We start from the raw sequence: 13,406 nt of genomic DNA, 5'->3' as shown, positions 1-13,406 counted from the left end.
TCCCCCCTACGGGCCGGTCCCCAGGCCGAGTTGCCCGGACACCCGCTCTCAAACCGGGATGCGCCGCCCTGCCGCCGTCAGGACAATGCCTCCATGCCCTGGACGATCACACCGGAGCCCTTCGACTCCCCCGCCGCGACCGCCCTCTGGCGCGCCTACTACACCGAGGTCAGCGACCGGTACTACCTCCGCCACGAGGGCCGCCGCACCGACCCGGCCGAACTGGAACGCGAGATCGCCGCCACTTCGGGAAGCGAACTCGCTCCGCCCCGAGGTCGGTTGCTCATCGCCCGGCACGAGGGCGAACCGGCCGGCAGCGCGGGCATCCGCCTCCTCGGCGACGGCGTCGCCGAACTCACCCGGGTCTTCGTCCGCGAACCGCTGCGCGGCCGGGGCGGCGCGCCCCTGCTGGTCGGGGCGGCCGAGGAGGCCGCCCGGGGCTTCGGCGCCACCCGCATGATCCTCGACACCCGCTCCGACCTGACGGAGGCCCGCGCCCTGTACGCCCGCCTCGGCTACCGGGAGACGGCCCCGCACAACAGCGAACCGTACGCGGAGCACTGGTTCGGCAAGGACCTGTGAGGCGGGTCAGCCCGGCTTCAACGCGGCCCCGTTGTGCGGCTGTTCCCGGTCCGAGCCGCAGAGTTCCTCGTTGAGTTCCCTGACCAGTTGGACCAGGTCGGTGGGACGGTCGGGGCCCCACCAGTCGCCCAGGAGTTCGGCGAGGGAGGCCTCGCGGGCGGCGGCGAGACGCTCGGCGGTCGCCCGGCCCTCGTCGGTGAGCAGCAGGTCGAGGCCCTCCCGGCGGGCGAGGCCGCGTTCCTCGACCTGGCGGGCGGCGGCGAGGACGACGGCCAGCGGCACGGTGGCGCGCTCGGCGAGGGCGGCGGGCTCGACGGAGCCGTACTTCTTCATGCGCAGCAGGAGCCAGCTCGCCCCGGGGAGCAGGTCGTAGCCGGCCCGTTCGGTGATCGTGCGGTAGATCCGGTGGCGGCCCTCGCGGGTGCCGAGGACCGACAGGGCGCGGCAGACCTCGTCGTAGGAGGAGCGTTCGACGGGGTTGCTGGCGAGGGTCTCGGTGACGTCGGGCGCGGTGACGGAGCCGCGCAGGGGGTCCTCCTTGAGGAACCAGGCCAGGACGAAGCCGAGGAGGGCGACGGGCGCGGCGTACAGGAACACGTCGGTGATCGACGAGGCGTAGGCGTGCAGGACGGCGGGGCGCAGCGCGGCCGGGAGCGCGGCGATGCCGCGGGGGTCGGCCTCCAGGGCGTCGGCCGTGACGCCGTCCGGCAGGGTGACGCCCCGGAAGGCGTCGCTGAGCTTGTCGCCGAGGCGGTTCGCGAAGACCGAGCCGAAGACGGCGACGCCGAACGAGGCGCCGATGGAGCGGAAGAAGGTCGCGCCGGAGGTGGCGACGCCGAGGTCCTCGTAGGACACGGCGTTCTGCACGATCAGGACCAGGACCTGCATGACGAGGCCGAGGCCCAGGCCGAAGACGAAGAAGTACGCGCTCATCTCGGCCGTGGGGCTGTTCTCGTCGAGCCGGTGCAGGAGCAGCAGGCCGATGGTGGTGACGCCGGTGCCGACGACCGGGAAGACCTTCCAGCGGCCGGTGCGGCTGACGATCTGCCCGGAGAGCGTGGACGACAGGAGCAGGCCCAGGACCATGGGCAGCATGTGGACGCCGGACATGGTCGGCGAGACGCCCTGGACGACCTGGAGGAACGTCGGCAGGTACGTCATCGCGCCGAACATCGCGAACCCGACCACGAAGCTGATCACGGCGGAGAGCGTGAAGGTGCGGATGCGGAACAGCTTGAGCGGCAGCACCGGTTCGGCGGCCCGGCGCTCCACGGCGACGAACGCCGCGGCCAGGGCGACGGCGAGTACCGCGAGCAGCACGATCTGCGGGGACGACCAGGCCCAGGTGGTCCCGCCGAGGGAGGCGACGAGCACCAGGCAGGTGGCGACGGCGGCGATCAGGAAGGTGCCGAGGTAGTCGATGACGTGCTTCGTGGACCGGCGCGGGATGTGCAGCACGGCGGCGATCACCGCCAGCGCGACCACGCCGACGGGGAGGTTGACGTAGAAGACCCAGCGCCAGCTCAGGTGCTCGGTGAACAGGCCGCCGAGCAGCGGCCCGAGGACGCTGGTGGCGCCGAACACCGCCCCGAACAGGCCCTGGTACCGGCCGCGTTCACGGGGCGGGACGATGTCCCCGACGATCGCCATCGACAGCACCATCAGCCCGCCGCCGCCGAGCCCTTGAAGGGCCCGGAAGCCGATCAGCTGGGGCATGTTCTGCGCCGCGCCGCACAGCGCGGAGCCGATCAGGAAGATCACGATCGCGGTCTGGAACAGCTTCTTGCGGCCGTACTGGTCGCCGAGCTTGCCCCACAGCGGGGTCGCGGCCGTGGAGGCGAGCAGATACGCGGTGACCACCCACGACAGATGGTCGAGCCCTCCGAGGTCGCTGACGATGGTGGGCAGGGCGGTCGACACGATGGTCTGGTCGAGGGCGGCGAGCAGCATGCCGAGCAGGAGGGCCCCGATCGAGACGAGGACGTTCCCCGACACGTGCTGATCGTGCCGCTCGCGCTGCTCCTCCGTGCCCCGCGCCTTGCCCGTCCTGCCGTGCGCGTCCGCGGCCATGAGCACCTCCCGACAGACTCGTTACCTCTCCATCGTGATCGGTGTGTCCGTTTATGGCCTGTCGAGTCCTTTTGGAAGCCGTGGTTCCGGGGACTGGCGTGACACAAGTGTGAAGAGTGTCTGCATAATCTCTGGAGTTCGCGAGGGGAGGGACGAACACATGGCGGATTCGAGCGGTCATCTGTGCCCGGAGTGCGGGGCGCCGAGGGGGGCCGACAACACCCCGTCGTGCGGCTGTGCGCGGCGCGCGTCCGACGCCCTGCGCGACGCCCGCACGGCGGAGCAGGCCGCGGCCGAGGACTTCGACCCGCTGCGGATACGGCCGTACGTCGAGCTGGACTCGCGGGCGCACCCCGCCGAGCCGCTCGAAGCGGACGCGACGATGGCCCTGCGCACGGTCGCCGCCCCGGGGCCCGACCTGAGCCCGTTCGAGAGCGCGGAGCCCGAGACGGCCGTCCTCGCCGCGAGCCCGGTCCTCACCGGGGACGAGGAGTCCCGCGGCCCCGCACGGCGCCGGACGGTGCTGCTGGGTTCGGTGGCCGCCCTGGTGGCGGTGGTCGCGGCGGCCGGTCTGGCCAGCGGTCTGCTCTCGTACGACAGCCCCGAACGGGACGGCGCCCTGCCCGAGGAGGTCCGGGCGAGCGTCCCGGACGCCTCGACGGGCCCGGCGTCGTCCGCCCCTGCGTCCGCGAGCGCCTCCGCGTCCGCCTCGCCGAGCGTGAGCGCCGACGCGAGCGAGAGCACGAGCGCGAGCCCCTCGGCCTCGCCGTCCCCGAGCGCCTCCAGCGCCTCACCGAGCGCCGGCACCTCGGTGCAGCCGTCGGCGAGCGCCTCGGCGACCGGCGGCAACCCCGTGGCCGGCCCGGACGGCTCCGGCACCTCCGACGGCTCCGACGACCCCGATGAGACCACGCCCCCGGTGCTGCGCCGGGGCTCCTCAGGCCCCGAGGTCGTCGAACTGGAGCTGCGGCTGACCCAGCTGCGCCTCTACGACCGCAAGGCGAGCGGCCACTACAACGAGGGCGTGGAGGACGCGGTCCGCCGCTACCAGTACTGGCTGGGCCTGCGCGTCGACGAGTACGGCGTCTACGACCTGACGACACGGGCGAGCCTGGAAGCGAACACCTACGAGCCGTAGGCGACACCGAGGAGCCCGAGCCGGACGCCGGAAACGCGCCCTCGGGTCGGACAACGGGACTGCGGGCCGCGCCCGCCGGACCCCGCACCCCAAAGGCGCGGGAAGCACCCCCGCTCGGCACAACCGGCCGAGGACCCGAACCCGCCCCGCCCGGTCCGAGAGCCCCCGCCCGGCCTGCCGACAGCACGCACCGGACGCCGGGAGCGTGCCCCCGGCGTCGGGCGACGGGGCTCCGTGGACACGCCCTGGAGCCGTGGCGCACTCCGGGCCCGCCCGGCGGACCGGGAGGTCTCAGCCGATGGAGAGGCGGATCCCGCCGTCCTCGGCGGGCTCGACCCGTACCCGGGTCAGGTCCGGCACGACGACGTCGGGCTCGTGGAAGTCGGCCCGCGGCCCGATGCCGACGACCCGCATCCCCGCGGCACGCCCGGCGGCGATGCCCGCGCCGGAGTCCTCGAAGACGACACAGTCCTCGGGCGCCACGCCCAGCTGCGCGGCGGCCTTGAGGAACCCTTCGGGGTCGGGCTTGCTCGCGCCGACGGACTCGGCGGTCACCCGCACGTCCGGCAGCGGGAGCCCGGCGGCGCCCATGCGGGCGGTGGACAGGGCGACGTCGGCGGAGGTCACCAGGGCGTGCGGGAGCGCGGCCAGGGAGGCGAGGAACTCCGCGGCGCCGGGGACCGGGACGACGCCGTCGAGGTCGGCGGTCTCCTCGGCGAGCATGCGGGCGTTGTCCGCGTGGTTCTGCTCCATGGGCCGGTCGGGCAGGAGCAGCGCCATCGAGGCGTATCCCTGGCGGCCGTGGACGACCTTCATGATCTCGTCCCCGTCGAGCCCGTTCCGCTCGGCCCAGCGGCGCCAGCAGCGTTCGACGACGGCGTCGGAGTTCACGAGGGTGCCGTCCATGTCCAGCAGGAGGGCGCGGGTGGTCAGCACGGTGGGCACGGCGGTGGCCGTCATCGGCAGCTCCGGAAACGGGGGCGGGGGACAAGGCGGCCCCGCCCGCCGGTCAGGGAAAACGGGCGGGAGCCACTTTGTTTCTCTACGGTACAAAATCGATCCATGATCCCGCCACCGGATCCCGGAACAGTTCACCCACCGTTCAGCTCGGACCCGGCCGCGCGGGGCGGTCCCGGCGGTCAGACGGCGATCGCCTCCCACAGGCTCCACACGCCGAGGCCCAGCATCAGCACGGCCGCGATCCTGGTGATGAGCTGGAGCGGAACCCGCTTCATCAGGGCCTTTCCGCCGACGATGCCGAGTCCGGCCACCGCCCACAGGGCCAGCACGGCACCGAGACCGACGGACAGCGGGTCGTCGTAGCGCGCCGCGAGGTTGGCGGTCATGATCTGCGTCAGGTCACCGAACTCGGCGACGAGGATGAGCATGAATCCGGCGCCGGCGACCTTCCAGAAGGACTGGTCCCGCGGCTTGCGGATCTCCTCCTCGCCGTCGTCCTTCTTCATCAGCAGCACGGCCGCGCCACCGAGGAACAGCACACCGGTCAGCGCGTGCAGGAGCTGCTGCGGCAGCAGGGTCAGCACACTGCCGGCCGCGACGGCCAGGGCGACGTGCAGGGCGAAGGCGGCGGCGACGCCGGCGAAGACGTAGGAGGCGCGGTAGCGGGTGCCGAGGACGAGTCCGGCCAGCGCGGTCTTGTCCGGGAGCTCGGCCAGGAAGACGACGCCGAAGACGAGCGCGGTGACGGTGAAGCTGATCAAGGTTCCTCAATCGGTCGGGGCTGCCCCACCGAGAGTGATCGCTCAGAAACACAGACACCTCGGCACGGCAGCGCACACAGGGCTGTGCACTGCTTGCCGAAGGTCTCGCTGGTGAGTCCGTGAGGACCCACCTCCGGGCGCCGGCTCAGACGAGCTGAGCAGTATGTCGACGGTCCGGCGAAGAGCTACTCCCCTTCAACTCCGATCAGCATACGTGATCGTTTCGCCGTGAAGGAATGACCGCGATCACACGGAATCCTCCACGAGATGTTCCGTCGCACATCTTGTCGTGTCATGAACACGTCATTAGCTTCTTACCCGACGCACACCTCCCCGCAACACGGCGTCGCGAGCATTCTCACGCCCGCACGCCTCAACACCCCCACACCCCAAGGGAGTTCGCATGCCGAAGTTCTACGCGCGTCGACGCCTGAGCATACTCGCGGCGTTCACCGGACTCATAGCCTCCGTCGGACTTTTCAACGGCCCGACCGCCTCCGCCGCGCTCCCCACGCCGGTCAGCGCCGCCACCGCCCGCACCTACCTGGCCTCCCTCACCGTCGCGACCGAGGACCGCACCGGCTACGACCGGGACCTCTTCCCGCACTGGATCACCATCTCCGGCACCTGCAACACCCGTGAGACGGTCCTGAAGCGGGACGGTACGAACGTCGTCACCAGCTCCGCCTGCGCGGCCACCAGCGGCACCTGGTACTCCCCCTACGACGGCGCCACCTGGACCGCCGCCTCCGACCTCGACATCGACCACCTGGTCCCGCTCGCCGAGGCCTGGGACTCCGGCGCCGACTCCTGGACCACCGCCCAGCGCCAGGCGTTCGCCAACGACCTGACCCGCCCGCAGCTCATCGCGGTCACGGACAACGTCAACCAGTCCAAGAGCGACCAGGACCCGGCCGAGTGGATGCCCTCGGTCACCTCCTACCGCTGCACCTACGTCCGCGCCTGGGTGCAGGTGAAGTACTACTACGGCCTCTCCGTGGACTCCGCCGAGAAGAGCGCGCTCACCAGCTACCTGAGCGCCTGCTGATCCCGCCGGGGATTCCCTGACGGAACCTCCCCGTGAGCCTCCGCCGTTCCGTACCGTACGGGGCGACGGAGGAGGTTGATCGGGTTGGCCGAACTGCGCCTGGGACCGCTGCTCAGGTACGTCGACGGCTCGTCCGCGACCGTATGGGTCGAGACGAGCCGTCCGTGCGCCGCCGAGGTCCGCGGAGCACGGGGCGCGACGGGAACGTCCCGCACCTTCCAGATCGCCGGGCACCACTACGCGCTGATCGAGGTGACCGGTCTCGCGCCGGGCACCGCGCAGCCGTACGAGGTGTTCCTGGACGGGACAGCGGTGTGGCCGCCGCCCCACTCCCGCTTCCCGCCCTCGGAGATACGCACGCCCTCCGGCGCGGCCGACGAGACGGTCCGCGTCACCTTCGGCTCCTGCCGCTGGGCCGCCCCGCCCGACGGCGAGAAGGACCCCGTCGGCCCGGACGCGCTGGACTCGCTCGCCGCCCGGATCGCGGCCGACCCGGAGGCCGAACGCCCCGACGTGCTCCTGCTGCTGGGCGACCAGGTCTACGCCGACGAGACCTCCGAGGCGACCCGCCGCTGGCTCGCCGCCCGCCGCGATCTGGGCGACCCGCCGGGCGACGAGGTCGCGGACTACGAGGAGTACACCCGGCTCTACCACGAGTCGTGGCTCGACCCGGAGATCCGCTGGCTGCTGTCGACCGTGCCGAGTTCGATGGTCTTCGACGACCACGACGTGATCGACGACTGGAACACCTCCGCCGCCTGGCTGGCCGACATGCGGGCCACGGACTGGTGGCGCGAACGGCTGCTGAGCGGCCTGATGTCGTACTGGGTGCACCAGCATCTGGGCAACCTCACCCCGGCCGAACTGGCCACCGACCCGCTCTACGCCGCCGTGCGCGAAACCCCCGACGGCACCGACGAGTTGCGTGCCTTCGCCTGCGCGGCGGACGCCGATCCCGCCTCCGTGCGCTGGAGTTACCGGCGCGACTTCGGCCGGGTCAGGCTGCTGATGGTGGACACCCGGGCGGCCCGCGTCCTCGACGAGGGGAACCGGGCGATGCTGCACCCCGGCGCCGCCGCCTGGCTGCGCGAACAGGCCCTGGACGAAAGGGAGTCGTACGACCATCTCCTGATCGGCACCTCGCTGCCCTGGCTGCTGCCCCATCTGGTGCACGACGCCGAGGCGTGGAACGCGGCGCTGTGCCGGGGCGACCGCGGGGCGCGCTGGGCGCGGTTCGGGGAGAACCTGCGCCGCCGGGCCGACCTGGAGCACTGGGCGGCGTTCCCGGCGTCCTTCGAGGCCCTCGCCGGGCTCATCGCCGAGGCGGGGTCGGGGGACGCGGCGCCCGCGACGGTCTGCGTGCTGTCGGGCGACGTCCACCACGCCTACATCGCGGAACCGACCTGGCCGCGGGGCACCGGACCGCGGGCCCGGGTCCTCCAGCTGACCTGCTCCCCCGTGCACAACGCCATCCACGGCGCGATCCGGCTCGGCTTCCGCTTCGGCTGGAGCGCGACGGGACGCTGGCTGGGCCGCCGGTTCGCCGGGCACGGCGGGGTGCCCAGACCGTCGGTCGGCTGGCGGCGCACGGGCGGACCCTGGTTCGGCAACCAGCTCATGACGCTGACCCTGCGCGGGCGTTCGGCCCGGCTGCGACTGCAACAGGCGCGGGAGGACGGCACGCTCCAGCCCGTCGCGGACTCCGTGCTCACCAGCGACTGAACCCGTCTTCACCTGCACATCAGTCCGCCCGCACCGGTGCAGGAGTGACAAATGGGGTTTCCGGTGCTCGCGTTGGCTTCCGTGACGGGCGACGGCATGATGAGGCGGACCGTCCGCTTCCCGTGGACCGCCCCAGCACCCCCCACGCCCGGGAGTCACCCTTTTGTCCACGACCGCGCCGCCGTCGTCCGTCGCCCTCGCCGTGGTCGGCGCCGGACCGCGCGGCACCAGCGTCCTGGAGCGCCTGTGCGCCTCCGTACCGGAACTGCTCCCGCCGGGCGTACGGCTGACCGTGCACGTCGTCGACCCGGCGCCGCCGGGCGCGGGCGGCGTGTGGCGCACCGCGCAGTCGCCCGAGCTGCTGATGAACACCGTGGCCTGCCAGGTGACCCTGTTCACCGACGACAGCGTCGACTGCTCGGGCCCGGTCCGCCCCGGCCCGAGCCTGCACGAGTGGGCGGAGGGCGAGCTGGGCCCGGACGAGTACCCGACCCGCGCCCAGTACGGCCGCTATCTGGAGTGGGTGTTCGCCCGCACGGTGCGCGAGGCGCCGCCCGCCGTCCGCGTCGAGACGCACACGGCCCGCGCGACCCGCCTGGAGGACGACCCCGCCTCCCCCGACCGCCGACAGCGGCTCACACTCGACAACGGCTGTGTCCTGAGCGGGCTTTCGGCGGTCGTCCTCGCCCAGGGACATCTGCCCGCGCACCCCGGCACGGCCGGACTGCGGTCCGCGTCGCACGCCGCGCGGCACGGACTGCGGCACGTCGCGCCCGCCAATCCGGCCGACGTCGACCTGTCCGCCGTCGCCCCCGGCGAACCGGTGCTGCTGCGCGGCCTCGGCCTCAACTTCTTCGACCACCTGGCCCTGTTGACCACCGGACGCGGCGGCCGTTTCACCCGCGACGCCCGCACAGGGCTGCGCTACCTCCCCTCCGGGCGCGAGCCGCGCCTGTACGCCGGCTCCCGGCGCGGAGTCCCGTACCAGGCGCGCGGCGACAACGCGAAGGGCCCGTACGGCCGTCACACCCCGCTCGTGCTCACGCCGGAGGCGATAGCCGGGTTCCGCAAGCGCGCGGACTCCGGCGAGGCGCCCGACTTCCTCGCGGAGATATGGCCGTCGGTGGCGAAGGAGGTGGAGGCGGTCTACTACGCGGCGCTCGTCGGGCGGGCTCCGGCGGCGGCCGGGTTCACCGAGCGGTTCCTGGGCGCCACCGACGCCGAAGTACCGGCGCTCCTGGACGAGTTCGGGATCGCACCCGCGCGGCGCTGGAACTGGGAGCGGATCGCGAGGCCGTACGCCGGCGAGGAGTTCGGGCATCGCGGCCACTGGCGGGACTGGCTCCTCGCCCACCTGCGCGAGGACGCCGCGCAGGCCGCCCTCGGCAATGTGGACGGCCCCCTCAAGGCAGCCCTGGACGTCCTGCGCGACCTGCGCAACGAACTGCGGCTGATCGTCGACCACGGCGGCATCGCGGGCGCCTCCCGCCGGGACCATCTCGACGGCTGGTACACCCCGCTCAACGCGTTCCTGTCGATCGGCCCGCCCCGGCGCCGGATCGAGGAACTGGTGGCGCTGCTGGAGGCCGGCGTGGTCGAGGTGCTCGGGCCCCGGCTGGAGGTCCGCGAGGAGGACGGCGCCTGGACGGCGTACTCCCCCGACGTACCCGGGTCCGTCGTACGGGTGAGAACCCTGGTGGAGGCGCGGCTGCCGGAGCCCGATCTGCGGCGCACCGCCGACGAGTTGCTCGCCTCACTGCTGCGCGACGGCCAGTGCCGCCCGCACACCACGGACGGTCACGAGACCGGCGGCCTGGACGTGACGCCGCGCCCTTACCACCTGATCGACCGTCAAGGTCAGCCGCATGCGCGCAGGTTGGCGTTCGGGGTGCCGACCGAGGGGGTGCACTGGGTGACGGCGGCGGGCGCCCGGCCGGGGGTGGACTCGGTGACCCTCTCGGACGCGGACGCGGTGGCGCGGGCGGCCCTGCGCACGACGCCGCCCGCGCCGGTCCCGCCGCACCCCTCTCAGACGGCGCTCCCCCCGAAGGGCACGGTGAAGCAGCCCACCCGGTCGCCCTTCGCGCCGGGCGCGCTGTGGATCACCACGGAGGACGCCTCGCCGCGTCTGAAGCCCCACGCGTGACGGGCCTCGGCGGCGCCCGAGCCGTCGGCGTCCGCCGTGAAGTCGAGCCACACCTCGTTGCCGGCGCCTGCGTGCTGCGCGTCGGGCGACGGCTCGTGCTGGTAGTGCCCGCCCGCGGCGGCCGGATCGGCTCCGCAGGGGCTGCGGTGGACGTGGACGCCGTACCGGTGGCCGGGCGCGAAGCCGGTCACCCGCAGCCGGACGGTCGTCGGCCCGAGCTCCTCGGACCGCTGGCCGACCTCGATCCAGGAGGCCGCCGGGACCAGGGCCATGTCGTAGGTCACCGCGGCCGACGGCACGAAGGCGGTGGGCGGCGCGAACTGCGCGTCCGTCCGCATCTCGTACCCGTGGACCCCGGACGTCAGCATCGCCGCGGCGACGGCGCCCGCGAGTATTCCTGCCACCATGATCAGTACCGTTCCTCACGTTCAGTGGCCAGTGGTCCCCTCTCCCGTGCTACGGGAGAGGGGGGCCGGGCGCCCTCCGGAACGTGGCAGCCGGGTGAACACACCGTGCGGATCGCCCGCGCCCCTCGTGAATCTCCTGTCACACCCCGGGCGTACGCTGTATGGCTGTCACGGGGGATCAACGGGGAGTCGCGGTGCTGGAAAGTCTTGGGAGCGTGGGGTCGCTGAGCGGCAGCCCATGGATCTACGCGGTGGTGGCCGCTTCGGTGCTGCTCGACGTCTTCCTGCCGGTCCTGCCGAGCGGTGTCCTCGTCATCATGGCGGCGACGGCGGCGGCCACGGTGCCGGGCGAGGTCGGCGAGGTGCTGATCCTCGTCCTGTGCGCCGCGTCGGCCTCGGTGGTGGGCGATCTGGTCGCCTACCGGCTCGCCTGGCGCGGCGGACCCCTGCTGGACCGCGCGATCGCCCGTTCCCGCCGGCTCACCTCCGCGCAGGAACGTCTCGGCGCGGCGCTGGCCCGCGGCGGCGGCCTCCTGGTCGTCCTCGCCCGCTTCGCCCCGGCCGGCCGCTCGGTGGTCTCCTTCCTCGCCGGCAGCGCCCACCGCCGCGCCCGCGAGTTCGTCCCCTGGTCCGCCCTCGCGGGCCTCGCCTGGGCCGCCTACAGCGTCGCCCTCGGCTACTACGGCGCCCACTGGCTGGGCACCACCTGGCTCACCACCGGAGTCTCGGCACTGGCCCTCTTCGCAGCGGGCGCGGCAGCGGCCTACGTAATGCGCCGCACCCCGGCGTAGCCCGCACCCCCCAGGGGCGCGGGGAACTGCGGGACGAACCACAACGGCGCCGCAGACGGCACTCAGGGGCGCGGGGAACTGCGCGACCAACCACAACGGCGCCGCAGACGGCACTCAGGGGCGCGGGGAACTGCGCGACCAACCACAACGGCACCGCAGACGGCACTCAGGGGCGCGGGGAACTGCGCGACCAACCACAACGGCACCGCAGACGGCACTCAGGGGCGCGGGGAACTGCGCGAACAGCCACCACGCACCCGCGGCCGACACCCGCCCTTCGTCAGAACGGCGAACGCCCTACTTCCCCCGGCCGGCAACCCCCCGCACCTCCAGCCCCGCCAACAACTCGGCCGTGGCCAAGGCGATCGCATCGACCGCGCGATCGAAGACCTCCTGATTGTGCGCGGCGGGCGCACGGAACCCGGAGACCTTGCGCACGTACTGGAGCGCGGCGGCCCGGATGTCGTCCGGCGTCGCCTCCTCGGGGAGCGCGGGCGGACGGAGAGTCTTGATGCTGCGGCACATACGTCCAGTGTGCCCCCGCCACGACACCCGGCGCCCGGGACGCCCGTCCGTCTGGAAGGATCACGTCCGAGGCGGCCACCGTCCACGGGGCCGACCGGAGAAGGGATTTCCTGACATGACGCACGACAGAGAGACGCGCGGCAGAGAACAGAGCGGGCCGACCATCGCCGTGCTCGGCCCGGGCGGCATCGGCGGCCTCCTCGCCGGCCTGCTGGCACGAGCCGGACACCGGGTGGTCTGCCTGGCCGGCGACGAGACCGCGGCAACGCTGGACACGTCCGGCATCCACGTCCGCAGCACGGTGTTCGGCGACTTCCACGCCGAGGTCGAGGCGGACACGGAGCTGCGGGTGCCGGTCGACGCCGTCCTGGTGTCGGTCAAGCACACCTCGCTGGCGACGGCTCTGGACCGGGTCCCGCCCGCCTCGCTGGGCGACGCGCTGATCGTGCCGTTCCTGAACGGCGTGGAGCATCCGGCACTGCTGCGGGAGCGGTACGGCGACGGGGCGGTGGCACCGGCGGTGATCCGCGTGGAGTCGACGCGGACGGCGCCGGGCGAGATCGAGCACACGAGCCCGTTCGCCGAGATCGACCTGACGGGCGACAAGGTGGCCCCGGGTCGGCTGGACACGCTGGCCGGGGTACTGGGGGACGCGGGCCCGACGACACGCGTGCTGCCGGACGAGTCGGCCGTGCTGTGGGCCAAGATGTCGTTCCTGGCGCCCTTCGCTCTGCTCACCACGCGCTACGGGCTGCCGCTGGGCGACGTACGCACCGATCACCGCGAGGAGTTGACCGCGCTGGTCGAGGAGACGGCCGCGATCAGCCGTGCCTCGGGCGGTCCGGCCGACCCGGCGCAGGCACTGGCGCGCTACGACGCGTTCCCGCCCGCGACGAAGTCGTCCATGCAGCGTGACGCCGAGGCGGGACGCCGGCTCGAACTCGACGCGATCGGCGAGGCGTTGCTGCGCGCGGCCGAGCGGAACGGCATCCCGGCGCCGGTGACGGAGCGCGTGGTACGGGAGTTGCGGGACTTTCGCCCCACCCTCTAGTAGGGCTTGGTCAGGTTCGTAGGGGTGTGGGTATGTCGCGGTGGCTGGTGGGACAGGCGCCGGTCCAGGTGGCGAGGAGGGTCTGCAGTTCCCGGAGGACTTGGTAGAGGCTCAGACCTGCGCCACGTCTTTTGGGTCTCGTGCCAGTCGTTGCAGCGTGCAGAAGGCATGAGCGGCCGATACGAGGGTGACGTGGTGGTGCCAG

At 72.9% G+C, this 13,406-nt stretch carries 12 protein-coding genes; 7 read left to right on the top strand and 5 right to left on the bottom strand.

Annotation, left to right across the window (positions count from 1 at the left end; genetic code table 11):
* The first annotated feature begins 93 nt into the window (after positions 1–93).
* Positions 94–582, top strand: a complete 489-nt coding sequence (locus ACIPSE_RS17105) for a GNAT family N-acetyltransferase (RefSeq protein ID WP_401663173.1) — start codon at positions 94–96, stop codon at positions 580–582.
* Positions 583–588: 6 nt separating this feature from the next.
* On the opposite strand, the gene ACIPSE_RS17100 is transcribed toward ACIPSE_RS17105, so the two are convergent.
* Complete coding sequence (locus tag ACIPSE_RS17100; protein WP_401663171.1) at positions 589–2,652, bottom strand: MDR family MFS transporter; 2,064 nt, start codon at positions 2,650–2,652, stop codon at positions 589–591.
* A gap of 160 nt (positions 2,653–2,812) precedes the next feature.
* Here ACIPSE_RS17100 and ACIPSE_RS17095 point away from each other — a divergent pair, with 160 nt between their 5' ends.
* Positions 2,813–3,790 (top strand): peptidoglycan-binding domain-containing protein, encoded by a 978-nt coding sequence (locus ACIPSE_RS17095; RefSeq protein WP_401663169.1) that lies wholly within the window; start codon positions 2,813–2,815, stop codon positions 3,788–3,790.
* A 291-nt stretch (positions 3,791–4,081) separates the two neighbouring features.
* Here the strand turns inward: ACIPSE_RS17095 and ACIPSE_RS17090 are convergent, their stop codons facing one another.
* Positions 4,082–4,750, bottom strand: coding sequence for an HAD-IA family hydrolase (locus tag ACIPSE_RS17090; protein ID WP_401663167.1), 669 nt, complete (start codon positions 4,748–4,750; stop codon positions 4,082–4,084).
* A gap of 179 nt (positions 4,751–4,929) precedes the next feature.
* Positions 4,930–5,511 (bottom strand): TMEM165/GDT1 family protein, encoded by a 582-nt coding sequence (locus tag ACIPSE_RS17085; RefSeq protein ID WP_401663165.1) that lies wholly within the window; start codon positions 5,509–5,511, stop codon positions 4,930–4,932.
* A 403-nt stretch (positions 5,512–5,914) separates the two neighbouring features.
* On the opposite strand from ACIPSE_RS17085, the gene ACIPSE_RS17080 reads away from it, so the two are divergent.
* The 3 genes from ACIPSE_RS17080 (at position 5,915) to ACIPSE_RS17070 (ending at position 10,427) form a co-directional block, all read left to right on the top strand.
* Positions 5,915–6,559 (top strand): HNH endonuclease family protein, encoded by a 645-nt coding sequence (locus tag ACIPSE_RS17080; RefSeq protein ID WP_401663163.1) that lies wholly within the window; start codon positions 5,915–5,917, stop codon positions 6,557–6,559.
* 84 nt (positions 6,560–6,643) lie between these two features.
* A complete protein-coding gene (locus tag ACIPSE_RS17075) occupies positions 6,644–8,281 on the top strand; it encodes an alkaline phosphatase D family protein (protein WP_401663161.1) in 1,638 nt (545 codons plus the stop codon).
* Between the two features lie 163 nt (positions 8,282–8,444).
* On the top strand, positions 8,445–10,427 hold the full coding sequence (locus tag ACIPSE_RS17070) for an FAD/NAD(P)-binding protein (RefSeq protein ID WP_401663159.1): 1,983 nt from the start codon (positions 8,445–8,447) through the stop codon (positions 10,425–10,427).
* Here ACIPSE_RS17070 and ACIPSE_RS17065 read toward each other — a convergent pair.
* Entirely contained in the window at positions 10,310–10,834 is a 525-nt protein-coding gene (locus ACIPSE_RS17065) for a superoxide dismutase family protein (RefSeq protein ID WP_401663157.1), read from the bottom strand. The two genes, ACIPSE_RS17070 and ACIPSE_RS17065, sit on opposite strands and share 118 nt — an antisense overlap.
* 161 nt (positions 10,835–10,995) lie before the next feature.
* On the opposite strand from ACIPSE_RS17065, the gene ACIPSE_RS17060 reads away from it, so the two are divergent.
* A complete protein-coding gene (locus ACIPSE_RS17060) occupies positions 10,996–11,625 on the top strand; it encodes a DedA family protein (protein ID WP_401663155.1) in 630 nt (209 codons plus the stop codon).
* A gap of 297 nt (positions 11,626–11,922) precedes the next feature.
* Here ACIPSE_RS17060 and ACIPSE_RS17055 read toward each other — a convergent pair whose 3' ends face one another.
* The gene (locus tag ACIPSE_RS17055; RefSeq protein ID WP_401663153.1) at positions 11,923–12,150 is read right to left on the bottom strand and encodes a DUF2277 domain-containing protein; all 228 of its coding nucleotides are present in this window, start codon (positions 12,148–12,150) and stop codon (positions 11,923–11,925) included.
* Between the two features lie 115 nt (positions 12,151–12,265).
* On the opposite strand from ACIPSE_RS17055, the gene ACIPSE_RS17050 reads away from it, so the two are divergent.
* Entirely contained in the window at positions 12,266–13,201 is a 936-nt protein-coding gene (locus ACIPSE_RS17050) for a ketopantoate reductase family protein (protein WP_401663151.1), read from the top strand.
* Positions 13,202–13,406 lie beyond the last annotated feature (205 nt).

It is taken from the genome of Streptomyces sp. NPDC090106 (assembly GCF_044747265.1).
GTDB lineage: Bacteria > Actinomycetota > Actinomycetes > Streptomycetales > Streptomycetaceae > Streptomyces.
The sequence above is the reverse complement of the archived record's forward strand: the minus strand, read 5'-3'. Positions and strand labels throughout refer to the sequence as shown.